Raw genomic sequence first — 21,508 nt, forward strand, 5'->3', positions numbered from 1 at the left:
CCGTCAGGCCTCTGGACGACCGATGTGCGTGAGGACCGCGCCGGCAGCGGACCAGCCGGCCCACGGCGCGGCCGACTCCAGCACCACGTAGGTCGCGGTCTGCACACCGACACGGACCTGCGCGAGCCCCGCGGAGTCCGAGCCCGGTCCGGCGAGACGCGCAGCGACAGCGGACATCACCGGCTCGTGCCCGACGACGAGAAGCGTCCGTACCTCGTCGTCCGTCTCGTGGACGAGCCGCAGGATGTCGTCGACACCCGCCGAGTAGACGTCTCCCGTCACCAGGACCTCCGGCTCGTCGTCGCCGAGGCCGGGCCGCAGCAGCTCCCACGTCTGGCGTGTCCTGAGGGCGTCCGAGCACACCACCCGCTCGGGGACGAGACCGAGCCCCGCGAGCGCTGTCCCGACGCGAACAGCCTGCCGACGCCCCTGGAGGGCGAGCGGCCGCAGCTCGTCAGAGACGTTGCCGGCAGGCTCGGCCTTCGCGTGCCGCAAGAGCACGAGACGACGGTACGAGCCGTCCTGCACCTTCAAGGTCACAGGCCCATCGCATGGACGCCGCCGTCGACGTGGACGATCTCTCCTGTGGTGGCGGGGAACCAGTCAGACAGGAGCGCAGCGACGGCGCGAGCGGTCGGCTCCGGGTCGTGCTGGTCCCAGCCGAGCGGCGCCCGCTCGGGCCAGCCACCCTCCATCTTCTCGAAACCGGGGATCGACTTGGCCGCGGTGGTGCGGATCGGCCCGGCAGAGACGAGGTTGACGCGGATCCCGGACGGACCGAGGTCGCGGGCGAGGTAGCGGGAGGTCGACTCGAAGGCCGCCTTCGCGACGCCCATCCAGTCGTAGACGGGCCAGGCGTAGCGGGCGTCGAACGTCAGGCCGACGATCGATCCGCCGGAGGACAGGAGCGGGAGGGTCGCGACCGCGAGCGACTTGAGCGAGTAGGCGGACACCTCGAGCGCCGTCGCGACGTCGGGCCACTCGCCGGTGAGGAAGTTCCCGCCCATCACGGACTGTGGAGCGAATCCGATCGAGTGCACCACACCGTCGAGGTGGTCGGTGTGCTCGCGCACGCGACCCTCGAGCGCGGCCAGGTCCTCGGCGGACGTGATGTCGAGCTCGACCACGGGTGCCGCCTCGGGGAGGCGCTTCGCGATCGCCTGGGTGAGGCGGAACTGGCGTCCGAACGAGGTGAGCACGACCTCGGCGCCTTCTTGCTGCGCCAGCCGAGCCACGTGGAACGCGATCGAGTGATCGGTCAGCACTCCTGTCACGAGCAGCTTCTTGCCTTCGAGCAGACCCATCGTTGTCCTTCCGTCGGTGGTGGGGCGGGCGCACGGATCGCCGCTGCCCCACCCATGAGAATACTGGCGCGGCCACCTGTGGTGCCGCACGCTCGCGGTGCGGTGGGCTAGTGACCCATCCCCAGGCCACCGTCCACAGGGACGACGGCGCCGTTGATGTACCCGGCCTCCGGTGCGGCGAGGAACTGCACGACAGCAGCGACCTCGTCGGGCTGGGCGAAGCGGCCTGCCGGGATCAGGGCCCGGTACGTGGCCTGACGCTCTTCCGGCAGCGCTGCCGTCATCGCGGTGTCGATGAACCCCGGAGCCACGACGTTCGCCGTGATGTTGCGGGCCCCGAGCTCACGGGTGATGGATCGTGCCATCCCGATGAGCGCGGCCTTCGACGCGGCGTAGTTGACCTGACCGGCGCCTCCGTAGAGACCGACCACGGACGAGATGAGGACGATACGACCGCTGCGGTTCTTGATCATCCCCTTGGACGCGCGGCGCACGCACCGGAACGTACCGGTGAGATTGACGTCGATGACGTTCTCGAACTCGTCGTCCGTCATGCGCATGAGCAGCTGGTCGCGGGTGACGCCTGCGTTGGCGACGAGCACCTCGACCGTGCCGAGCTCCGCCTCGATCGCCGTGAACGCTGCGTCGACCGCCGCGGTGTCGGTGATGTCGCCGACCACGCCGAACACGCCCGCTGGCAGGTCGCCCGAGCGGTAGATCGTCGCCACCTTGTCGCCGGCCGCCACGAAGCGTTCGGCGATGGCGCGGCCGATCCCACGGTTGGCGCCGGTCACCAGGACGACCCGGGCCATCTTCTCGTTTCCCTCAGCCGGAGCCACGGGACCTCCTCGTCGATCGAGCTCGATGTGCACCACGCTCGCGGAGCGCGGCGGGACGAGCGTCGTGCTCGTCGTGCGGATAAAAACGTTAACGGACGCGCGGCCCTCGGCATGCGGAGGTTTCACTGCGTCTGCAGGTGGAGGGTAGTGGGAACCCTACACATCGCGCCCGGATGCACCACTCGACGGTGGGATGCCTCACACCGTCCTCACGCCGCTGCCCGCCGTGGATCGCGCGTAAACTCGTCGAGTGAAGACACCCGGCTCGATCAGGCTCGGGCGCCGTGGCAGAGGTGGCACTCGTACCGACGGCAGCACCGGCCCCCGACAGACGCCCGAGGTCTACCGCATCACGTCGGCGGCAGACTCCCTCAGCGACGACCAGTCGCGGCGGGTCAAGCGGTACCTCCTCCAGATGTCCATCCGCATGGCGTGCATCATCGGAGCCGTGTTCGTCGACGGTATCTTCATGTGGGTCCTGCTCCTGGGAGCGGTCCTGCTGCCGTACGCCGCTGTCATCGACGCGAACTCCGGCAGGGAGCGACGCGACGACGACCTTCCACCCATGGACTACCACCGCCAGCTGCCTGGAGTGCCCGTGTCTCCCACCGTCCCCCTCGCAGAACCCTCGTCGTACACGGCAGGAGCGCACCATGTCTGACGTTCTCGGTCTCGCCGACCCGCTCGACGACGAGCTCGTCTGCAGCGGCAAAGGCTGCCGCGCCGTCGCCACGTGGGGACTGCTGTGGAACAACCCGAAGATCCACACGCCGCAGCGTCGCAAGGTGTGGCTCGCCTGCGACGACCACCGCGAGCACCTCGAGACCTTCCTCGGCGCCCGCGACTTCCTCCGTGCGACGGTCCCGGTGAGCGACCTCGAGCAACGGACCGCTCCTTGACCATGAGCGCCACACGCTCCCGCACACCGTCGGAGCCTGCTGACGCGCACGGCGGCGAGCTCCCCGAACGCACCGTCCGCCAGTGGATCGTCCTGTGGGCCGGGGTGCTCCTGCTCGTCGTCGGGTGCCTCGCCGCGTCGCACTGGCAGTGGAACAGGTATGTCGCGCGCTCCGCCGCCATCGACCTCATCGAGAGCAACTACGCGTCCGCACCGGTCCCCATCGACAACCTGCTCCCTGGTCCCGGGGCCACCGTGGACCCGGACGACGTGTGGCGATCAGTGACCGTCCACGGACACTACGACCCGGAGCGCACCGCGCTCCTGCGCAACCGTCCGGTGAACGGGCAAGCGTCTTTCCACGTCCTCGTCCCCTTCGTCACCGACGCCGGGACCGTCCTCGTGGTCAACCGCGGCTGGCTGCAGTACGACGCCGGCAGCGCCGGGCCCAGCGCCGTCCCCGCACCGCCGAGCGGCGAGACGACGATCACGGTGCGTCTGCGTGCGAACGAGCCCGCATCGACCCGTGGCGCACCGGCCGGCCAGGTCCAGGCGATCAACGTCGGCCAGGTCCTCGACGCGGGCACCGCCGGCGGCGAGCGGGCCGACGGGCTGGGGTACGACGCGTACGGGTCTCTCGCGTCAGAGGACCCGGCGCCCGCCGAGCCGATCTTCGCGCTCCCGAGGCCGGACACCGACCCCGGCTCGCACCTGTCCTACACGTTCCAGTGGCTCGTGTTCGCGGTCGGGGGCTTCGTCGGTGTGCTCGTCCTCCTGCGTCGAGAGAAGCAAGAACGCGTGCTTGTTGAGCTGGACGGCACCGAGCACCCCTTCGCCGCCGGTCCGGCCGCACCAGGCGGTCGGAGACGACGCGACGGCTCGGCGCGGGTGCCGAGCGCCGAAGAGATCGAAGACGCTCTCATCGACGCCCAGGACGCCCGCTGACCCGCACGCCTCAGGCGAGCTCGATGAGCTCCGCGTAGGAGTCGTTCCAGAGGTCCTCGTCACCGTCAGGCAGCAGGAGGACACGCTCGGGTGCGAGCGCCGCGACGGCCCCGGCATCGTGGGTGACCATGACCACGGCGCCTTCGTAGGTCTTCAGTGCGCCGAGGATCTCAGCGCGCGAGGCCGGGTCGAGGTTGTTCGTCGGCTCGTCGAGAAGAAGGACGTTCGCCGAGGACACGACGAGGGCCGCGAGCGCGAGCCGCGTCTTCTCACCACCCGAGAGCACGTTCGTCGGCTTGTGCGCGTCGTCGCCCGAGAAGAGGAAGGACCCGAGGGTGGACCGGACCTCGACGTCGGTGAGGTCCGGGGCGCTGTGCCGCAGGTTCTCGACGACGGTCAGAGACATGTCGAGCGTCTCGTGCTCCTGGGCGTAGTAGCCGAGTTTGAGCCCGTGCCCTGCGTCGACCGTCCCGGTGTCGGACGCCTCGACGCCTGCCAGGATGCGCAGGAGCGTCGTCTTGCCGGCACCGTTGAACCCGAGGATGACGACGCGGCTCCCCCGGTCGATCGCGAGGTCGACCCCGGTGAAGACCTCCTGCGAGCCGTAGGCCTTGCTGAGCCCGGACGCGGTGAGCGGCACCCGGCCGCAGGGCGCGGGTGTCGGGAAGCGCAGCTTCGCCACCTTGTCGTTGGCGCGCTCGCCCTCGAGCGAGGACAGCATGCGTTCGGCACGGCGGATCATGTTCTGCGCGGCGACGGCCTTCGTGGCCTTCGCGCGCATCTTCTCGGCCTGGACCATGAGGACCGACGCCTTCTTCTCGGCGTTGGCCCGCTCGCGGCGGCGGCGGCGCTCGTCCGTCTCTCGCTGGAGCAGGTAGGCGTCCCAGCCGAGGGCGTACTGGTCGAGCTCGCCGCGGTTGGCGTCCAGGTGGAACACCTTGTTGACGGTGGCGCGCATGAGCTCGTTGTCGTGGCTGATGACGACGAAGCCGCCGGAGTAGTTCTTGAGGTACTCGCGCAGCCACGTGATCGAGTCGGCGTCGAGGTGGTTGGTCGGCTCGTCGAGCAGGAGGGTCCCGACGCCGGAGAAGAGGATGCGTGCGAGCTCGACGCGGCGACGCTGGCCACCGGAGAGCGTGCCGATCTTCTGGCTGAGGACGCGCTCGTCGAGCCCGAGGTTGGACGCGATGCGCTCCGCCTCGCTCTCGGCTGCGTAGCCGCCGGCCGCGGTAAAGCGCTCTTCCAGCCCGGGGTAGCGGTCCATCGCGGCCTGCTGCGTCGCCTCGTCGGCGCTCGCCATCTCGCCCTCGGTGTCGCGCATCTCGCGCACGAGCTTGTCGAGGCTGCGTGCGGACAGCACGCGGTCCATGGCGATCATCTCCATGTCCCCGGTGCGCGGGTCCTGCGGGAGATATCCGATGTCCCCACCACGCGTGATCTGACCGGCCGTGGGCAGCGTCTCGCCGGCCAGCGCCTTGGTGAGCGTGGTCTTTCCGGCTCCGTTACGGCCGACGAGGCCGATCCTGTCCCCCGCAGCGATGCGGAAGGTAGCCTCTTCGAGAAGGACGCGGGCGCCGACCCGTAGTTCAACGGCGTGGGCTGAGATCACTGAGGTTTCCTCCGTAGGATGCCCATAAGTCTTGGGGGCGGGCACAAACGTCACCAATTCTATGGGCGGATAGCCTTCACAGGGCACCACTGTGACCGATCACGCGTGTGACACGCGTCGACGGTCCCCCCTGTGTGCACCATCATCTGAGGCGACACCGCCGCGACCCGTGGGAGAACGATGACGAACAGCACGGTGCGAACGACGCCGACCCCGCCGCTGGACGGTGCCGACCCGGCCCCGACGACGAGCAGCAGCCCGGTCCTCGTGAAGGGTGCTGTGCAGCAGCCGGAGACCGGTGAGCCGCACGCCGCTCGCCGTGAGCTGACGGCGTCGTCGCCGGGCCGTGACATCGCGCTCGTCTCGACCTTCGCCGCGCTCGTCGCGGTGTGCGCGCTGCTTCCGGCGATCACCGTGGGCAACGGGCTCGTCCCGATCACCCTGCAGACCTTCGCCGTCCTGCTGACCGGTGCCGTCCTCGGGTGGCGCCGGGCGGGGCTCGCGATCCTCCTGTATCTCGCGGTGGGCACTGCGGGTGTCCCGATCTTCTCCAACGGCCGGTCGGGTCCCGGCGTCTTCGCCGGCCCGTCGACCGGCTATCTCGTCGCGTTCCCCCTCGCCGCGATGCTCGCGGGGGTCCTCGTCTCCCGCATCCGTGCATCGGTCACCCGAGTCCGGCGCACCGGCCTGACGTTCCTCGGCTGCTTCGCTGCCAGCCTCGTGACGATCCACCCGCTCGGGATCCTCGGCCTGATGTGGCGTGCGGACCTGTCGTTCACCGAGGCCGTCGTCACGGATGCGGTGTTCCTCCCGGGGGACATCGTCAAGTGCCTCGCGGTCGCGGTCGTCGCGACAGCGGTGGTGCGCGCGTTCCCGGCCTTGTCCGCTCCGAAGCGCTGACCGTGCGCACCGACACGTGATCGAGCTCGACGCAGCGAGCGTCTGCGTCGACAGCCCGTCGGGCGAGCTGACGATCCTCGCGCCCACGACGATGACGCTCACGGAACAGCGCGTGAGCGTCATCGGGGCGAACGGTTCCGGGAAGTCGACCCTCGCGCGGCTCGTCAACGGACTCGCCCTCCCGACGACCGGCTACGTCCGGGTCGACGGGCTCGACTCGCACGACGACGGGGCAGCCGTGCGTCGGCGGGTCGGTTTCGTCTTCAGCAACGCCGACTCCCAGATCGTCATGCCGACGCCCCTCGAGGACGTCGCGCTCTCGCTGCGACGCCTCGGCCTCAAGGGCCGCGAGCGCACCGATCGCGCACGGCAGATCCTCGCGCAGTACTCCCTCGACCACCTCGCTGACGTGAGCGTCCATGCTCTCTCGGGCGGCCAGAAGCAGCTGCTCGCTCTTGCTGGGGTGCTCGCGACGGAACCGAGCATCCTCGTGTGCGACGAGCCCACGACGTTGCTCGACCTGAGGTGGCGCACGCACGTCAACGACCTCCTTGCCGCGCTCGACCAGCAGGTGCTGCACGTCACCCACGATCTCGAGGCGGCGCTGCTCGCCGACCGGGTCCTCGTCGTCGACGAGGGCAGGGTCGTCTTCGACGGCACGGCGTCGGCGGCCGTCGCTCACTACCGTGCGCTCATGGCACCGTCCACGGCGCCGCACGATGGTGCCCCAGACGCGGGTCGCGTGGTCCACGACGGCGCCGAGGACGCGTGAGCGAGCGCCGGCGCCGTCCCTCCCGCCCTCCGTGGTCGGGGCCTCTGGGCCTGTACTCCCCGCACGCCACGTGGCTGCACGCTCTCTCCCCCGGAGACAAGCTCGGCGCGGTCGCCGCCGCGTCGATCGCCCTGACGTTCGTCCACGACCCTCGCCTCGCCGTGGGTGCACTCACGGTCAGCCTGCTCGTGCTGGCGAGCGCGCGCGTTCCTGCTCGCGCCACGGTGCGCGCGCTCGCACCGATCATGATCGCCGCCGTCGGCATCGGCCTCTACCAGTGGTGGTCTCAGGGCTGGGAGATGGCCGTGGTGACGTCGGGCACGCTGGCGACCCTCGTGGTGCTCGCGACCGTCGTGACAGCGACGACGAGGACGGACCGGATGCTCGACGCCCTCGTCCGCCTCGCCGGCCCGCTGCGCCGCATCGGTCTGGATCCCGAGGTCCTCGCTCTGGCGGTGGCTCTCATGCTCCGCACGATCCCTGCGCTCATCGAGCTCGTCGGCGAGGTCCGCGACGCAGCGCGGGCCCGAGGGCTCGACCGCGACCCACGTGCCCTGCTCGTCCCCTTCGCGCTGCGCACGGTGGCACGTGCCCAGGCCACGGGGGACGCGCTCACGGCTCGTGGCATCCTCGACTGAGCATCGCGCGGTACCCGCCGGTACTCTCCCCCTATGACTTTTCGAGACGGTGGAGACTTCGACAGCGGACGAGTCCGCAAACGTGCTGGCGGCAAGGGCGGCGTGGCGGTCGGCGGTGGCGTGGCCGCGATCGCGGTCTTCCTCCTCTCGCAGGCGCTCGGTGTCGATCTCAGCGGCCTCCTCGGAGGCGGCACGAGCACCGAGAGCCAGACAGAGACGGACCTCGACTGCGCCACCGTCGAGGACGTGAACACCGACCCGGAGTGCCGCTACCAGGCGACCGTCGATGCGCTCGACGCGTACTGGTCGACGGCGCTGCCTGCCGAGACGGGCGTCGACTACACGCTCCCCGGAGCGGTCGCGTTCACGGGGTCCGTCGGGACGGCCTGCGGCGACGCCACGAGCGCGACCGGCCCGTTCTACTGCCCACCCGACACGACCGTGTACGTGGACGTGGACTTCTTCGCCGTGCTGCGCGACCAGTTCGGGTCCTCTGCAGGCGCCCTCGCCCAGGAGTACGTGGTCGCCCACGAGGTCGGCCACCACATCGAGCAGATCACCGGTGTCATGAGCTCGGCCGACCGTTCTGGGACCGGCCCCGAGTCCGACTCGGTGCGCATCGAGCTCATGGCCGACTGCCTCGCCGGCATGTGGGTCGGCAACGCCGCGACGGTCCCCGACCCGGACACCGGCCAGCCGTTCCTCGAACCGATCACCGACGCCCAGCTCACCGACGCCCTCTCCGCCGCCGAGGCGGTAGGCGACGACCGCATCCAGGAGGCGTCGTCCGGGCAGGTGAACCCCGAGGCGTGGACCCACGGATCGGCTGAGCAGCGCCAGCGCTGGTTCATGACCGGCTACGAGGGCGGGACGTTCGCGGAGTGCAACGCCGTGGAGGCCACGACCCTCTGACCCCTCTAGGACCTCCGACCCATGAGGTAAGGCTTACCTGGTCTCTAGTCTCGGAGGATGCGACTGTCTGATGCTCCCTTCGCCACTCCCCTCCGGCTGAGTCCCCACACGGTGGGCGACCCGTTGCGGATGCGCGAGCTCGGGCTCGGCGCGGGGGCCCTCGTCGAGGTCGCTCACCGCGCCGGGTTCGGTGGCAGGGTCGTCACTGTCGGCCCGACCCGGATCGCGCTCGACCACGTGACGTGCACCCGCCTCGACGTCGTTCTGGTCGCCAGCCCGACGCACGCCGCTGGTGCGAGCACCGGTGCCGGCGCCGGTCCGGTCGCTCCGTGACCTGCCCTGGCTGCACCCCGGCGCCAGGGCCCGACCGGCGCATCACCACGGAAGGACGGCTCCCGACGCTCGCGCTCGTCGGCACGCCCAACGTCGGCAAGTCCACCCTCTTCAATGCACTGACCGGGGTGCGAGCCGCCGTCCGCAACGCACCGGGAACGACCGTCGAGCTCGCGGCCGGGACATGGCACCACCGGGAACACGCGGCGACCCGCCTACGGGTGCTCGACCTCCCGGGCACCTACTCGCTCGTCCCGCGGTCCCCGGACGAGCGGGTCACCCGGGACGTCCTGGCAGGGGCCTACGAGCAGCCACCGGAGATGGTCGTCCTCGTGATCGACGCGAGCGAGCCCGCACGGTCGGTCTACCTGGCCGCGCACGTCGCCCGGACTCGCGTGCCCACGGTCGTGGCGCTGAGCCTCGCCGACGTCGCTCGCTCGCGGGGGCGTGGGGTCGACGCCGTGGCGCTCGAGACGGTGCTCGGTGTTCCGGTCGTCGAGATCAACCCACGCACGGGGGAAGGCCTGGCGGCGCTCGACGAGGCTGTCCAGCACCTCGTCGACCACCCTGCCCCCCTGAGCGGACCGCCGGGGGCAGGGACCGACTGGTCCGAGGACGCACTGATGGAGACCGCCGAAGACACCTTCGAGTGGGTCCGTACCGTCCTCGACACGACAGCGCTCCGTATGCCGTCCCCCGCAGGCCCATGGGCCGGTGGCAGCATCCCCGGCCCGCACCGGACTCTCACAGACCGCATCGACCGAGTCCTCCTCGACCCGCTCTGGGGGCTGCTCGCCGGGCTCCTCGTCCTGTGGGCGCTGTTCTCTGTCGCGACCTCGGTGGCCGCGCCCCTCATGGAGGCAGCCGACACGCTCGTGAGCGGGCCGGTCGCCGCGGCGGTCTCCTCCGCGCTCGACGCCGCGGGGTGGGGCGCCGGATGGTTCGAGAGCCTCGTGGTGGACGGGGTCCTCGTCGGTGTCGCAACCGTCGCGTCCTTCGCTCCGTTGATGGGGCTCATGTTCCTCGCGATCGCGCTCCTTGACGACAGCGGATATCTCGCTCGCGTCGCGCTCGTCACCGACCGGGCGATGCGACGGCTCGGTCTCGACGGCCGCGCCGTGCTCGCCCTCGTCGTCGGCTTCGGCTGCAACGTCCCCGCGCTGGCAGCGACGCGCACGCTCCCGGACCGGCGCCAGCGCCTGCTCGTCGGGCTCCTCGTCCCGTACACGGCGTGCGCCGCACGTCTGACCGTGTTCGTGCTCCTCGCGACCGTCTTCTTCCCGGACCACGCGACCCTCGTCGTGCTCGCCATGTATGTCGTGAGCGTCCTGCTCGTCGTCGTGTCAGGTCTCGTCTTGCGTGCCACCGTCTTTCGTGACGTCCGCTCGACTCCGCTCGTCATCGTGCTGCCCAGCTACCAGCGGCCGCGTCTTCGTTCGATCACCACAGCGACATGGGTCCGGACCTGGGGCTTCGTCCGCGGAGCAGGAGTCGTCGTCGTCGCGACGCTCCTCGTCGTGTGGGCGCTTCTCGCTGTCCCGGTGCACGGGAACCACCAGATCGGTGCAGTCCCCGTCGTGGACAGCGCCTACGGTGCCACGGCGCAGCTCCTCGCCCCGGTGTTCACTCCCGCGGGCTTCGGCGACTGGCACGCGACCTCGGCGCTCATGACCGGGTTCATCGCCAAAGAGGTCGTGGTCGGTGGCCTCGCCCAGTCCTACGCTGTCGCCGAACCAGCAGCCGGCGGAGAGTCGAGCCCGCTCGGGGACGCCCTCTCGGCCACGTTCGAGCAGTCGTCTGGAGGCCACCCACGCTCTGCGGCCGCAGCCTTCATGATCTTCGTCCTGGCCTACACCCCGTGCCTGGCGACCGTCGCCGAGCAGGCACGTGTCCTCGGCAGGCGCACGACCGGACTGGCTGTGGCGGTGCAGCTCTCGGTGGCCTGGTTCCTTGCCGTGGTCGTGTTCCAGGTCGGGCGGATGCTGTGAGCGTGCTCGAGGACGTGCTGCGGGAGCTGCGCACCGGCGCGAGCACGGCGACCGTGGCTCGTCGCCTGGGCATCACAGACGACCTCGCCGCCGCGCTCGTCGACCACTGGGTCGACGCCGGTCAGGCACTTCGACAGCCGAGCGCCGTCGGGGTGCCACCACGGGAAGGGGGACGCTCGTCCACCTCGCCCCTCCCAGCCAGCGCCGCTGTGCCATGCCCCACATGCACCCCTCGCGCGCGGTGGCTCACCCCGATCTCCTGCCACGGTTGTCCTTTCGCAGCACGACCGTGACGCGACACCGACCAGGCGCATCTCGGGCCTGACCGCTCGCGCCACGACACAGCAAGGCCCGGCACCGCGAACGGTCCGGGCCTTGCGCACTGTTCCGTACGACGTGCGGTGTGCACGTCTCAGACGTTGAAGCCCAGCGCGCGCAGCTGGTCCTTACCGTCCTGGGTGATCTTCTCCGGGCCCCACGGCGGCATCCAGACCCAGTTGATGCGGTAACCGTCGACGACGCCGTCGAGCGCCTGGCCGGCCTGCTCTTCGATGACGTCGGTCAGCGGGCACGCCGCCGATGTCAGCGTCATGTCGATGACGGCGTGGTTGTTCTGGTCGACGAGGACACCGTAGATGAGACCGAGATCGACGACGTTGATCCCGAGCTCGGGGTCGATGACGTCGCGAAGTGCCTCTTCGATGTCGGCCACGTTGGGCGGGGCGCCCACCTGGCTGCTCGAGCTCGCTGTGTCGCTGCTCATGGGTTCTCCTCCGAGACGATGGTGGTGCTCAGGCGTGGTGGGGTGTAGCGGGAACGGCGGTCGGATCGTCTGACGTCAGCAGTCCTGACCGTGCGAACGTGTCACGGAGCGCGACCCATCCGAGCATCGCGCACTTGACGCGAGCAGGGAACTGGGAGACGCCGGTGAAGGCTGCGGCGTCGCCGAGCTCGTCTTCGCGTGCCTCGTCGAGGCCCTTGCCCCGCGAGCCCATGAGCTCACGGAACGTGGCGGCGATGTGCTCGCTGGTCGCGATGTCCTTGCCGGTGACGAGCTCGGTGAGGACGGACAGGGATGCCTGGGAGATGCTGCACCCCTGGCCTTCCCAGCTGATCCGTTCGACGACCGTCGTGCCGTCCGCGCTCTCTGCGAACTGGACGCGCATGGTGACCTCGTCGCCGCACGTCGGGTTCACCTGGTGCGACTCGCTCCCGAGGTGCGACCCGTCGAGGTCGACCAGGCCGCTCCCTTGCGGGTTCTTCGCGTGGTCGAGGATGACCTGTTGGTACAGGGTTTCCATGGAGCTGCTCATGCGTGATCTCTCCTCATGTCAGTCCGAAGAACGCGCGGACCGTCCCCAAGGATTCCCGGAAGGTCTCGACCTCTTCAGCGGTGGTGTAGACCGACGCGGAGGCGCGCGCCGTGGCGGCGACGCCGAACCGGCGGTGGAGCGGCTGCGCGCAGTGGTGACCGACCCGCACAGCGATGCCTGCGTCGTCGAGCATCTGCCCGACGTCGTGGGAGTGGACCCCGTCGACGACGAACGAGACGACCGCCAGACGGTCCACGGTGTCGAGCGGCCCGATGATACGGATTCCTGGGAGCTCGCCGATGGTGAGGAGCTGTGCAGCGAGCTCGCGCTCGTGCGCAGCGACCGCGTCCATCCCGAGCTCGGTGAGGTACCGGGCTGCCGCACCCATGCCGATGGCCTGGGCGACCATCTGGGTGCCCGCTTCGAAGCGCTGCGGCGGCGGGGCGTAGGTGGTCTCGGTCATCGTGACCACCTCGACCATCGAGCCACCGGTGATGACGGGCGGCATGGCCTCGAGCAGCTCGCGTCGACCGTACAGCGCGCCGACGCCGGTGGGGCCGAGCATCTTGTGCCCGGAGAATGCTGCGAAGTCGACGCCGAGCGCATGGAAGTCGACCGGGAGGTTGGGCACGCTCTGGCACGCGTCGAGGACGGTGAGCGCTCCCACGGCCCGCGCCCGGGCGACGAGCGGGGCGACGTCCGTGACGGCTCCCGTGACGTTCGACGCGTGCGTGAAAGCGAGCACCTTGGTCCGGTCGGTCACCACGTCGGCGGCCTGCTCGGTGCGGATGCGACCGTCGTCGCCGACCTCGAGCCAGCGCAGCACAGCACCGGTCCGTGCTGCCAGCTCTTGCCACGGGATGAGGTTGGCGTGGTGCTCGGCCTCGGTGACGACGATCTCGTCTCCCGGCCGCAGGACGAACCGTTCGGCTGCTGCACCGCCGCGGCCTGCGGTCGCGTTGGACATCGCGTAGGCGACGAGGTTGATCCCCGCGGTCGCGTTCGTCGTCCAGACGATCTCGTCCGGGTCGACGCCGACGAAGTGCGCTACAGCCTCCCGGGCTCCCTCGAACGCTTCGGTCGCTTCCTCGGCAAGCTGGTGCGCCCCACGGTGCACGGCGGCGTTGTGGTGAAGGTAGAAGTCTTGCTCCGCGTCGAGGACGGGATCCGGCTTCTGGGACGTCGCCCCGGAGTCGAGATACACGAGCGGCTTGCCGCCGCGCACGCTGCGCGCGAGGAGCGGAAAGTCCGCACGGACCGCAGCGAGCTCGGTCGCGCTCAGCAGCGTGCCTGCTCGGCGCCCTGCGTCCGCACGTGCAGAGGCTTTTCCTGTACCGCTGCCCACGACAGGGACAGCCTGGTCGATCGCACTCATCATCACCCGATTCCTGGTGGTGGCCCGTCAGGGGCCACCACCGAGCTGTTCCCGTCGTGCATCACATCGTGGAGCGGGCGACCGTCAGGCGGTCGCCGTGGTGAGGAAGCGGTCGTAGCCCTCGTTCTCGAGACGCTGGGCGAGCTCCGGGCCCCCCTCTTCGGCGATGCGTCCGTCGACGAAGACGTGCACGAAGTCGGGGGTGATGTAGCGCAGGATGCGCGTGTAGTGCGTGATGAGCAGGACGCCCACCTCGCCCGAGGCACGCACACGGTTCACGCCTTCGGACACGACGCGCAGCGCGTCGACGTCGAGGCCGGAGTCGGTCTCGTCGAGGATCGCCATCTTCGGGTGGAGGAGCTCCATCTGGAGGATCTCGTGGCGCTTCTTCTCGCCACCGGAGAAGCCCTCGTTGACGGAACGCTCAGCGAAGGACGGGTCCATGCGCAGGTTCTCCATGGCCCCCTTCATGTCCTTGACCCAGGTGCGCAGCGCAGGAGCCTTGCCGTCGATCGCGGTCTTGGCGGTCCGCAGGAAGTTCGAGACGGAGACGCCAGGCACCTCGACCGGGTACTGCATCGCGAGGAACATGCCGGCACGGGCGCGCTCGTCGACGGACATCGCGAGGACGTCTTCGCCGTCGAGCGTGACCTCCCCGGAGGTGACCTTGTACTTCGGGTGCCCGGCGAGAGAGTAGGCGAGCGTGGACTTGCCCGAGCCGTTCGGGCCCATGATGGCGTGCGTGCGCCCGCTCTCGATCGTCAGGTCGACTCCACGCAGGATCTGCTTGGGGCCTTCCTTCGTGTCGACGCTCACGTGCAGGTCACGGATTTCAAGTGTGGACATTCTCGGATCTCCTAAGAAGACGACAGGGGTGAGTCGATGTCGACGAGCACGTGCTCGCCCTCGACGGTCAGCGGGTAGACGGCCACGGGGCGCATGGCTGGCGGGCTCGTAGGCACGCCGGTGCGGAGGTCGAACTGCGAGCCGTGCAGCCAGCACTCGATGAGGCAGCCCTCGACCTCGCCCTCGGACAGCGACACCGCACCGTGGGTGCAGATGTCAGAGATGGCGTGGAGGTCGCCCTCCTCGTCGCGGACGATCGCGACCTCGACCGGTCGACCGTTCACGTCGTCGAGCTCGACCTTCAGTGCGCTGGCCGGCCCGACGTCGCCGGTGAAGCACGCGATCTGTGCGGTCATGCGTCCGTGGATCCTGCCTCGATGACGCTCATCGACTTGGCGAGCTCGGCCTCGATCGACTCGAGGAGCCGTTCTTCGATGGAGCTGACACCGATCGCCTGGATGAGCTCGGCGAAGAACCCGCGCACGACGAGCCGTCGTGCCTCGCCCTCGGTGATGCCTCGAGCCTGGAGGTAGAAGAGCTGCTCATCGTCGAAGCGTCCGGTGGCGCTCGCGTGGCCGGCACCCTCGATGAGACCGGTCTCGATCTCGAGGTTGGGGACGGAGTCGGCGCGCGCGCCCTCGGAGAGGACGAGGTTGCGGTTGAGCTCGTACGTGTCTGTGCCCTCGGCCTCGGCCCGGATGAGCACGTCGCCGATCCAGACGGTGTGGGCGGCTGCGCCCTGGAGCGCGCCCTTGTACGTGACGCGGGACTTGCAGCGCGGCACGGCGTGGTCGACGAAGAGGCGGTGCTCCTGGTGCTGGCCCGCGTCGGCGAAGTAGAGACCGATCATCTCGACGTCGCCGCCCTCGCCGGCGAACTCCGCGTCAGGGGTGACCCGCACGACGTCGCCACCGAGCGTGACGACGATGTGCTTGACCTTGGCGTCGCGGCCGAGGCGGATGCGCTGAGAGCTCGCGTGGACCGCGTCGGGCGCCCAGTCCTGGACGCTCACGAGCGTGAGGTGCGCGCCGTCGTCGACGACCACCTCGACGGTCTCCGTGAGGTGCGCAGAACCGACGTGGTCGAGGACCACGACAGACTCGCTCAGCGCCTCGGCGTGGACGAGCAGGTGGCTCGCGGCCGGGGCGAGGTCGATGCCCTCGACACGGATGGACGTCACGGACGACGCGACGACCTGTGACGGGATCGTGACGATGGTCGCTTCCTTGACGGAGCTCCATGCCGCGACCGCGCTGCGGTCACCGGGCTTGCCTGCCCGGCCGAGACGCGTGTCGGCGCGGTCGACGATCTCGACCTTCACCTCAGGCGCCTCGACGACCGTGGTCCGGACGCCGTGCGTGCTGAGGCCCAGCTCGAAGAGCGGCGCCAGCTTGGCGACGGGAGAGAAGCGCCACTCTTCCTCGCGGCCGTTCGGCACACCGATGACGTCGGGGTCGAAGGACGAGATCCGCTCGGCGCGGGAGCCCTGGGGCACTCCCCCGGCACCGTGCGAGTGTGCTCCCTCGGAGACGGCGCGCGTGTGGTCGGTGCTGAGGACCTCGGCGGCCGGGGTGTGATCTGTGGTGCTGGTGGTCATCAGCCGACGGACCCTTCCATCTGGAGTTCAATGAGGCGGTTGAGCTCGAGCGCGTACTCCATGGGCAGCTCGCGCGCGATGGGCTCGACGAACCCGCGCACGATCATGGCCATGGCCTCGGTCTCCTTCATCCCGCGGGACATGAGGTAGAAGAGCTGGTCTTCGCTCACGCGAGAGACCGTCGCCTCGTGGCCCATGGAGACGTCGTCCTCGCGGACGTCGACGTACGGGTAGGTGTCCGAGCGCGAGATCTGGTCGACGAGGAGCGCGTCGCAGAGCACGTTGGACGCTGAGTGGGACGCACCCTCGAGCACCTGGACGAGACCGCGGTACGACGTGCGGCCTCCGCCACGTGCGACCGACTTCGAGACGATCGACGACGACGTGTGCGGCGCAGCGTGCACCATCTTGGCGCCCGCGTCCTGGTGCTGGCCCTCGCCGGCGAACGCGATCGACAGCGTCTCGCCACGGGCGTGCTCGCCCATGAGGTAGATCGCCGGGTACTTCATGGTGACCTTCGAGCCGATGTTGCCGTCGACCCACTCCATCGTCGCGCCCTCGGCGGCCGTAGCGCGCTTCGTGACGAGGTTGTACACGTTGTTCGACCAGTTCTGGATCGTCGTGTACCGCACGCGGGCATTCTTCTTGACGATGATCTCGACGACGGCCGAGTGCAGCGAGTCGCTCTGGTAGATCGGCGCGGTGCAGCCCTCGACGTAGTGCACGTACGAGCCCTCGTCGGCGATGATGAGCGTCCGCTCGAACTGGCCCATGTTCTCGGTGTTGATGCGGAAGTACGCCTGGAGCGGGATGTCGACGTGGACGCCCGGAGGGACGTAGACGAACGATCCGCCAGACCACACCGCGGTGTTCAGGGAGGCGAACTTGTTGTCGCCGGCGGGGATGACCGAGCCGAAGTACTGCTCGAAGATCTCCGGGTACTCGCGCAGGCCGGTGTCGGTGTCGACGAAGATCACGCCCTGCTCCTCCAGGTCCTCACGGATCTGGTGGTAGACGACCTCGGACTCGTACTGTGCCGCGACACCGGAGACGAGACGCTGCTTCTCGGCCTCGGGGATACCGAGACGGTCGTAGGTCTCCTTGATGTCGTCGGGGAGGTCGTCCCACGTCGTCGCCTGCTTCTCCGTGGAGCGCACGAAGTACTTGATGTTGTCGAAGTCGATCCCGGACAGGTCGCTGCCCCAGTTCGGCATCGGCTTCTTGTCGAACAGCCGCAGGGACTTCAGGCGGAGCTTGAGCATCCACTCAGGCTCGTTCTTCAGTGCGGAGATGTTGCGGACGACCTCCTCGTCCACGCCGCGCCGGGCGAGACGGCCTGCCTCGTCGCTGTCGTGCCAGCCATAGCCGTACGAGCCGATCGAGGCGATGATCTCGTCATCGCTCTGTACCACTGGAGCATTTGCTGTGTCTTGCGTGGGGGCGCTCATCTGTTTCCTTCCACGAGCCGTTGGTCACGGGTGGTTCGATCGTTCATCGAGTGTGTGCAAGACGCCAGCCGGGCGGCAGCGTCCGAAGAGTGGTCTCTCATCCTGGCGACGACGGCCGGGCGGGCGTGTGGACAGGGATGTTGGTGGTGCAGACGTGGCCGCCGTTGGCGAGGGTCACGAGGCGTTGGGTGTGCGATCCGAGGAGACGGGAGAAGACCCTGGACTCGGCGTCGCACAGCTGGGGAAACTGCGCTGCGACGTGCTGGACGGGGCAGTGCCCCTGGCACAGCTGGACCGTCAGGGCTCCTTCGACGGGCCGGACGCTGGCGGCGAAGCCGTCCGCGGAGAGCGCTGCGGCGAGCTGCTCGACCCGGCCCCGCACGTCGGGAGCAGTGACCTGAGGGGCATACCGCTCCTCGAACGCGGCGAGCCGCCGGTTGGCGAACTCTTCGACGCCCTGCGCCCCGACCGCGTCTTCGATGAAGCGCAGCGCCTGGGCGGCGATGTCGGTGTACTCACCGTTGCGCGCCGCGTGCGCGCGCTCTGTCGCGACGTAGGCACGAGCCGGACGCCCACGCGCTCCGGTGCGCCGCCCGACCTCGCGGACAGTCACGAGGTCCGCTTCCTCGAGACACCCGATATGCCGACGGATCCCTGCGGCGCTCAGGTGAAGAGTGGCTGCGAGCGACGCGGTCGTGACCGGTCCCTCGGCGATGATGAGCTGGAGCAGCCGGGCCCGGGTGGTGGACTCGTGGTCAGCAGGCTCGGCGGGCACGGGGGCGCCGACGATCTCGTCCATCACGCTCTCCCTCCGTTGCTCATTCATTAGGCAACATCCTCGTTGGGTATATCCATTCCCGCAAGGTAGGAAACCCTCACCTGCGTCTGTAGCCGACCTCTCAGCGAGCGCGCACTAGACTCGACCACCGTGCCCCCAACCGCTCCAGCCGTCGAGATCGTCGGCCTCGTCAAGCGCTACGACGACCACGAGATCGTGCGAAGTCTCGACCTCGTCGCCGCTCGTGGGCAGGTGACCGCAGTCCTCGGACCCAACGGTGCAGGCAAGACCACCACCATCGAGTGCTGCGAAGGGCTGCGGCGGCCTGATGGCGGCACCGTCCGTGTCCTCGGTCTCGACCCGCTGACCGACGGACCGAGCCTGCGCCCCCGCGTCGGCGTCATGCTGCAGGACGGCGGGCTGCCGTCGTCGGTGCGCGCCCTCGAGCTGCTCGAGCACGTCTCGACGATGTACGCCGATCCCTGGGACGTGCCCGACCTCGTCGAGCGCCTGGGCCTGGCCGGGTTCGCCCGCACCACGGTCCGCCGGCTCTCCGGCGGGCAGCGCCAACGGCTCGCCATGGCCACAGCGCTCGTGGGCCGCCCGGAGCTCGTGTTTCTCGACGAGCCGAGCGCTGGCCTCGACCCCCAGAGCCGGCACGCGGTGTGGGAGCTCGTCCGAGCGCTGCGCGCCCAAGGAGTCTCCGTCCTGCTGACGACGCACCTCATGGACGAGGCCGAAGACCTCGCCGACCACGTGGTCATCGTCGATCACGGTCAGGTCATCGCGCAGGGCTCGCCGAGCGAGCTCATCGACTCGTCCGCACGAACCTCTCTCACCTTCGCAGCAGCACCGGGGCTCCCGACGATCTCTCTCGCATCGGCCCTCGGCGCCGGTGTGCAGGAGACGACGCCAGGCCACTACACGGTGAGCGGATCCGTCGTCCCCGCGACGTTGGCCACCCTCACCCGTTGGTGTGCCGACCGCGACGTCCTCCTCTCCCGGCTCTCGACCGGCCGACGCACCCTCGAAGACGTCTTCCTCGACCTCACCGGACGGAGCCTGCGATGACCTCGTCCACGCCGCCGAGCGACCAGCCCACAGCATCCCGGCCTGTTCTGCCCCCCAGCACCGCCGGCGCAGCGCCCGCGCGACGCAGGGTGCTCGCGCAGGCGACCTTCGAGGCGAAGACGATCCTGCGCAACGGCGAGCAGCTCATGGTGACGATCCTGCTCCCCGTCATGGCGCTCGTCGGGCTCTCGCAGACCTCGATCATCGACTTCGACACGGGCGGACGCTCCCGTATCGACTTCATCACACCGGGCGTCATCGCACTCGCAGTCATGAGTGCCGCCTTCACGTCCCAGGCGATCGCGACAGCCTTCGACCGACGCAACGGTGTGCTCCGCCTCATGGCCACGACACCGCTGGGCCGTGACGGTCTGCTCACCGCGAAGATCATCGGGGTGCTCACCGTCGAGGCGGTCCAGGTCGTCGTGATCTCGGCGGTCGCCCTCGGGCTGGGGTGGCGCCCGGACCTGGCCGGCATCCCGCTCGCGCTGCTCTCGGTGCTCCTGGGCACCGCGGCGTTCACCTCCCTCGCGATGCTGCTCGCCGGGACGCTGCGCGCCGAGGGTGTGCTCGCCATCGCGAACATCGTGCTCGTGCTGCTCACCGTCCTGGGCGCAGTGCTCATCCCCGCCGAGCAGCTGCCCGACGCCCTGCGCCACGCAGCTCTGCTGCTGCCCTCCGGCGCTCTCGGGGAAGCCGTGCGGGGCTCGTTCTTCGACGGCTCGATCCCGGCCTTCTCGCTCGTCGTCCTCGTCGCCTGGACCGTCGGGCTCGGCTGGGGTGCGGGCAAGCTCTTCAAGTGGGACTGACGCCTCCGTCCTGCGCCCCTGCCGACCGGACACATCTCACAGACCATGGGGGCCGGTCCCGCGTCGGGTGACCACTACGGTTGGAGCGTGAGCACCCTGCCGACACCGACCGCACAGACCGCCAGATCGAGCCGACGGTCGTGGGCAGCCATCGTCCAGCGCTGGACCCGGCCTGCGATCATCGCGAACCTCGTCGGCCAGATCGCCATCGTCGGGACCGGAGGCGCGGTGCGCCTGACCGGTTCAGGCCTGGGGTGCTCGACCTGGCCCTTGTGCGAGCCTGGCGAGTTCACTCCGTCGTTCCACGACGCCTCCTCGATCCATCCCTTCATCGAGTTCGGCAACCGGACCCTCACCGGTGTGCTCGGGGTGCTCGCGATCGCGGTGGCGATCCTCGTATGGACCAATCGATCCCGATCGATGTCCTATCGGCTCTTGGGCCTCGCTCCCCTCGTCGGTGTGGTCGTCCAGGCGGTCATCGGTGGGATCACCGTCCTCGTCGACCTCCACCCCGCCATCGTCGGAGGGCACCTGCTCATCTCGATGGCGCTCGTCGCGGTCTCCGCGATCCTGCTCGACCGCGCCGCTGAAGGTGACGGCCCGCGTGTCCCGCTCGTCGCACCCCGCGTCCGCCGGCTCACCTGGCTGCTCGAGCTCGCCCTCGTCCCGGTGCTCGTGCTCGGCGTCGTCGTGACCGGCTCGGGCCCGCACTCGGGCGACGCCGAGGTCGGCTACCGCTTCGCTCTCGACCCGGCTCACGTCACACGGTTCCACTCGGTAGCCGTCTGGCTGTTCCTCGCTCTGCTCGTCACGCTCACGATCTTCGTCTGGCGGACCCGTCCGGAGGTACCGCACGCACGACGAGTCGTGGTCGTGCTGCTCGCCCTCACCCTCGCGCAGGGTGCGATCGGCTACGTGCAGTACTTCACCGGCCTCCCCGAGATCCTCGTCGGGCTCCACATGCTCGGCGCCGCGGCGCTGACAGCCGGCGCCGCACGGGTTCCCGGAGCGTTTCGCACCCGCTCGTCGCTCCCTGCCTGAGCCCCGCACGCGTTCACCGCTCGTCTCGACCCAGCCACCATCTGGTGCTGGACGACCTGGTGCCCGTGCCTCTCGACGAGAGACACGGGCAC

The 21,508-nt window shown here is 69.6% G+C and carries 24 protein-coding genes; 12 read left to right on the forward strand and 12 right to left on the reverse strand.

Annotation, left to right across the window (positions count from 1 at the left end; all coding sequences use genetic code 11):
• Nucleotides 1–3: 3 nt before the first annotated feature.
• The 3 genes from ATL42_RS06150 to fabG form a co-directional block, all read right to left on the reverse strand.
• A complete protein-coding gene (locus ATL42_RS06150) occupies nucleotides 4–540 on the reverse strand; it encodes a SixA phosphatase family protein (RefSeq protein ID WP_245862188.1) in 537 nt (178 codons plus the stop codon).
• Nucleotides 537–1,304 (reverse strand): enoyl-ACP reductase FabI, encoded by a 768-nt coding sequence (gene fabI / locus ATL42_RS06155; RefSeq protein ID WP_098454593.1) that lies wholly within the window; start codon nucleotides 1,302–1,304, stop codon nucleotides 537–539. The genes ATL42_RS06150 and fabI overlap by 4 nt, the downstream gene beginning before the upstream one ends.
• Nucleotides 1,305–1,411: 107 nt before the next feature.
• A complete protein-coding gene (fabG, locus tag ATL42_RS06160; RefSeq protein WP_098456381.1) occupies nucleotides 1,412–2,116 on the reverse strand; it encodes a 3-oxoacyl-ACP reductase FabG in 705 nt (234 codons plus the stop codon).
• A gap of 277 nt (nucleotides 2,117–2,393) precedes the next feature.
• Here fabG and ATL42_RS06165 point away from each other — a divergent pair, with 277 nt between their 5' ends.
• Genes ATL42_RS06165 through ATL42_RS06175 form a run of 3 tightly spaced genes read left to right on the forward strand, consistent with a single transcriptional unit; the run spans nucleotide 2,394 to nucleotide 3,986 of the window.
• Complete coding sequence (locus ATL42_RS06165; RefSeq protein ID WP_245862191.1) at nucleotides 2,394–2,804, forward strand: DUF3099 domain-containing protein; 411 nt, start codon at nucleotides 2,394–2,396, stop codon at nucleotides 2,802–2,804.
• A complete protein-coding gene (locus ATL42_RS06170; RefSeq protein WP_098454594.1) occupies nucleotides 2,797–3,042 on the forward strand; it encodes a hypothetical protein in 246 nt (81 codons plus the stop codon). Before ATL42_RS06165 ends, ATL42_RS06170 begins: the two co-directional genes overlap by 8 nt.
• A 2-nt stretch (nucleotides 3,043–3,044) precedes the next feature.
• Nucleotides 3,045–3,986, forward strand: a complete 942-nt coding sequence (locus tag ATL42_RS06175; RefSeq protein ID WP_098454595.1) for an SURF1 family cytochrome oxidase biogenesis protein — start codon at nucleotides 3,045–3,047, stop codon at nucleotides 3,984–3,986.
• Between the two features lie 10 nt (nucleotides 3,987–3,996).
• Here the strand turns inward: ATL42_RS06175 and ATL42_RS06180 are convergent, their stop codons facing one another.
• The gene (locus ATL42_RS06180) at nucleotides 3,997–5,595 is read right to left on the reverse strand and encodes an ABC-F family ATP-binding cassette domain-containing protein (RefSeq protein WP_098454596.1); all 1,599 of its coding nucleotides are present in this window, start codon (nucleotides 5,593–5,595) and stop codon (nucleotides 3,997–3,999) included.
• 180 nt (nucleotides 5,596–5,775) lie between these two features.
• On the opposite strand from ATL42_RS06180, the gene ATL42_RS06185 reads away from it, so the two are divergent.
• The 6 genes from ATL42_RS06185 to feoB are packed head-to-tail and all read left to right on the forward strand — an operon-like array spanning nucleotide 5,776 to nucleotide 11,138.
• The gene (locus tag ATL42_RS06185) at nucleotides 5,776–6,495 is read left to right on the forward strand and encodes a biotin transporter BioY (RefSeq protein ID WP_098454597.1); all 720 of its coding nucleotides are present in this window, start codon (nucleotides 5,776–5,778) and stop codon (nucleotides 6,493–6,495) included.
• Nucleotides 6,496–6,511: 16 nt separating this feature from the next.
• Complete coding sequence (locus tag ATL42_RS06190) at nucleotides 6,512–7,267, forward strand: energy-coupling factor ABC transporter ATP-binding protein (protein WP_245862194.1); 756 nt, start codon at nucleotides 6,512–6,514, stop codon at nucleotides 7,265–7,267.
• Complete coding sequence (locus ATL42_RS06195; protein ID WP_098454599.1) at nucleotides 7,264–7,905, forward strand: energy-coupling factor transporter transmembrane component T family protein; 642 nt, start codon at nucleotides 7,264–7,266, stop codon at nucleotides 7,903–7,905. The genes ATL42_RS06190 and ATL42_RS06195 overlap by 4 nt, the downstream gene beginning before the upstream one ends.
• 33 nt (nucleotides 7,906–7,938) lie before the next feature.
• Nucleotides 7,939–8,817: a KPN_02809 family neutral zinc metallopeptidase gene (gene ypfJ, locus ATL42_RS06200; protein WP_098454600.1), complete on the forward strand. Its 879-nt coding sequence runs from the start codon at nucleotides 7,939–7,941 to the stop codon at nucleotides 8,815–8,817.
• Nucleotides 8,818–8,874: 57 nt separating this feature from the next.
• Entirely contained in the window at nucleotides 8,875–9,150 is a 276-nt protein-coding gene (locus tag ATL42_RS06205) for a FeoA domain-containing protein (RefSeq protein WP_143556706.1), read from the forward strand.
• Nucleotides 9,147–11,138 (forward strand): ferrous iron transporter B, encoded by a 1,992-nt coding sequence (feoB, locus tag ATL42_RS06210; RefSeq protein ID WP_245862197.1) that lies wholly within the window; start codon nucleotides 9,147–9,149, stop codon nucleotides 11,136–11,138. The genes ATL42_RS06205 and feoB overlap by 4 nt, the downstream gene beginning before the upstream one ends.
• A gap of 412 nt (nucleotides 11,139–11,550) precedes the next feature.
• Here feoB and ATL42_RS06220 read toward each other — a convergent pair whose 3' ends face one another.
• The 8 genes from ATL42_RS06220 to ATL42_RS06255 form a co-directional block, all read right to left on the reverse strand.
• Nucleotides 11,551–11,901 (reverse strand): metal-sulfur cluster assembly factor, encoded by a 351-nt coding sequence (locus ATL42_RS06220; protein ID WP_098454603.1) that lies wholly within the window; start codon nucleotides 11,899–11,901, stop codon nucleotides 11,551–11,553.
• A gap of 28 nt (nucleotides 11,902–11,929) precedes the next feature.
• Nucleotides 11,930–12,451 (reverse strand): Fe-S cluster assembly sulfur transfer protein SufU, encoded by a 522-nt coding sequence (sufU, locus tag ATL42_RS06225; RefSeq protein ID WP_098454604.1) that lies wholly within the window; start codon nucleotides 12,449–12,451, stop codon nucleotides 11,930–11,932.
• Nucleotides 12,452–12,464: 13 nt separating this feature from the next.
• The gene (locus tag ATL42_RS06230; RefSeq protein ID WP_425443187.1) at nucleotides 12,465–13,826 is read right to left on the reverse strand and encodes a cysteine desulfurase; all 1,362 of its coding nucleotides are present in this window, start codon (nucleotides 13,824–13,826) and stop codon (nucleotides 12,465–12,467) included.
• An 84-nt stretch (nucleotides 13,827–13,910) separates the two neighbouring features.
• Nucleotides 13,911–14,672, reverse strand: coding sequence for a Fe-S cluster assembly ATPase SufC (gene sufC / locus ATL42_RS06235; RefSeq protein WP_098454606.1), 762 nt, complete (start codon nucleotides 14,670–14,672; stop codon nucleotides 13,911–13,913).
• An 11-nt stretch (nucleotides 14,673–14,683) separates the two neighbouring features.
• Nucleotides 14,684–15,028, reverse strand: a complete 345-nt coding sequence (locus ATL42_RS06240) for a non-heme iron oxygenase ferredoxin subunit (protein ID WP_098454607.1) — start codon at nucleotides 15,026–15,028, stop codon at nucleotides 14,684–14,686.
• The gene (gene sufD, locus ATL42_RS06245; protein ID WP_098454608.1) at nucleotides 15,025–16,269 is read right to left on the reverse strand and encodes a Fe-S cluster assembly protein SufD; all 1,245 of its coding nucleotides are present in this window, start codon (nucleotides 16,267–16,269) and stop codon (nucleotides 15,025–15,027) included. Before sufD ends, ATL42_RS06240 begins: the two co-directional genes overlap by 4 nt.
• The gene (sufB, locus tag ATL42_RS06250; RefSeq protein WP_098454609.1) at nucleotides 16,269–17,717 is read right to left on the reverse strand and encodes a Fe-S cluster assembly protein SufB; all 1,449 of its coding nucleotides are present in this window, start codon (nucleotides 17,715–17,717) and stop codon (nucleotides 16,269–16,271) included. Before sufB ends, sufD begins: the two co-directional genes overlap by 1 nt.
• A 97-nt stretch (nucleotides 17,718–17,814) precedes the next feature.
• Nucleotides 17,815–18,516, reverse strand: coding sequence for a helix-turn-helix transcriptional regulator (locus ATL42_RS06255; protein WP_245862200.1), 702 nt, complete (start codon nucleotides 18,514–18,516; stop codon nucleotides 17,815–17,817).
• 129 nt (nucleotides 18,517–18,645) lie between these two features.
• Between ATL42_RS06255 and ATL42_RS06260 the strand changes: the two genes are divergently transcribed.
• From ATL42_RS06260 to ATL42_RS06270, 3 genes are all read left to right on the forward strand, one after another.
• Nucleotides 18,646–19,566 carry an ABC transporter ATP-binding protein gene (locus tag ATL42_RS06260; RefSeq protein ID WP_098454611.1) on the forward strand — a complete coding sequence of 307 codons (921 nt, stop codon included), beginning with the start codon at nucleotides 18,646–18,648 and terminating at the stop codon, nucleotides 19,564–19,566.
• Nucleotides 19,563–20,375, forward strand: a complete 813-nt coding sequence (locus ATL42_RS06265; RefSeq protein ID WP_098454612.1) for an ABC transporter permease — start codon at nucleotides 19,563–19,565, stop codon at nucleotides 20,373–20,375. The genes ATL42_RS06260 and ATL42_RS06265 overlap by 4 nt, the downstream gene beginning before the upstream one ends.
• Before the next feature lie 87 nt (nucleotides 20,376–20,462).
• Nucleotides 20,463–21,416, forward strand: a complete 954-nt coding sequence (locus ATL42_RS06270; RefSeq protein WP_425443188.1) for a COX15/CtaA family protein — start codon at nucleotides 20,463–20,465, stop codon at nucleotides 21,414–21,416.
• Nucleotides 21,417–21,508 lie beyond the last annotated feature (92 nt).

Source organism: Sanguibacter antarcticus (assembly GCF_002564005.1).
In the GTDB taxonomy this organism is placed as follows: Bacteria; Actinomycetota; Actinomycetes; order Actinomycetales; family Cellulomonadaceae; genus Sanguibacter; species Sanguibacter antarcticus.